1 protein-coding gene is annotated in these 1,517 nt (G+C 71.3%); it reads left to right on the forward strand.

Annotated features, from left to right (window positions below; genetic code table 11):
* Nucleotides 1-83 precede the first annotated feature (83 nt).
* On the forward strand, nt 84-1,517 hold a 1,434-nt coding region (locus ABD329_RS47715), incomplete at its 3' end, for a type I polyketide synthase (RefSeq protein ID WP_344318273.1).

Here is a 1,517-nt window from a genome sequence, read left to right on the forward strand (position 1 = left end):
TTCCGCCGCCGGTGACGTGTTTCGAGCTGTCGCAGGCGGTGGCGGCGCTGCGGTACCTCCAGGCGGCTCGGCAGGTGGGCAAGGTGGTGCTGAACGTTCCCGTCGAGTGGGACAGTCAGGGGACCGTTCTCGTTACGGGCGGGACTGGCACGCTGGGTGGTGAGTTGGCGCGGCACCTGGTGAGCGCCCGTGGCATGCGGCACCTGGTGCTGATGTCCCGTCGTGGCCCGGCCGCGCCGGGCGTGGCCCGCATGGTCGCCGAGTTGACGCAGTCGGGTGCGGAGGTCCGTGTGCAGGCCGGCGATGCCGCCGACCGTGACGGTCTCGCCTCGGTGCTGGCGCGGCTTACGGCCGAGCGGCCGCTGACCGCGGTCGTGCACGCCGCCGGTGTGATTGACGACGCCACGATCGAATCCCTGACGCCCGAGCGCATGGCGACCGTGTTTGCGGCCAAGGTCGATGCGGCCTGGAACCTGCACGAGTTGACGGAGGGCGCGGGCCTGGCCGGTTTCGTCCTGTACTCCTCGGCGGCGGCTGTCATGGGTAGCGCAGGCCAGGGGAGTTACGCCGCTGCCAACGCGTTCCTGGACGCACTCGCGTCCTACCGTCGTGGCCGGCAGCTGGTCGGTCAGTCGCTGGCCTGGGGCCTGTGGGCCCAGGCGTCGGAGATGACGGGGCACCTGGAGGGCGCGGGTCTGACTCGTGTGCGCCGTGGCGGTGTTCAGCCGCTGACGACCGAGCAGGGGCTGGCGCTGTTCGACGCCGCCGCTGGATTGGGTGCGCCGTTGGCGGTTCCCGCCCGGCTCGACCTGAGCGGGCTGTCCCGGGCGGGACGACCGGTGCCCCCGCTTCTGAGTGGCTTGGCCACTGGCGGTGTCTCAGTACGCCCGACCGCGGCCGTGGCTGCGGAGCCGGGTGGCTTGGCGGCTCGGTTGGCCGCACTGTCTCCCGCCGATCGTGAACAGGAGGTCCTGGAGATCGTCCGGGCCGCTGCCGCTGTCGTCCTGGGTCATGAGCGCGCTGGCGGCATCGATCCCCAGCGGGCTTTCCGGGACATGGGCATCGACTCCCTGACTGGCCTGGAGCTGCGCAACCGGCTCTCGGCCGAGACGGGCCTGAGCCTTCCCGCCACCCTGGTCTTCGACCAGCCGACACCGGTTGAGGTCGCCCGGTACGTGGTGGCAGAGGCGTGCGGGACCACCGAGGCCGTCGCTGCTCCGACTGTGCCGACCGTCCGTCTCGGCACCGACGAGCCGGTGGCGATCGTCGGTATGGGTTGCCGGTTCCCGGGCGGGGTTGAAGACCCGGAGGGCTTCTGGCAGCTGGTCGCCGGAGGTTCCGATGCGATGTCGGGGTTCCCGGCGAACCGGGCCTGGGACTTGCAGAGCCTGGAGGCCTCCGAGTCCGCTGACGGGGGCGCGGGTTATGCCCGGGTGGGTGGCTTCCTGGCCGGGGCTGGCGATTTCGATGCGGAGTTCTTCGGGATCAGTCCGCGTGAGGCGTTGGGGATGGACCCG

This window comes from Streptomyces javensis (genome assembly GCF_039525925.1).
GTDB lineage: Bacteria > Actinomycetota > Actinomycetes > Streptomycetales > Streptomycetaceae > Streptomyces > Streptomyces asiaticus.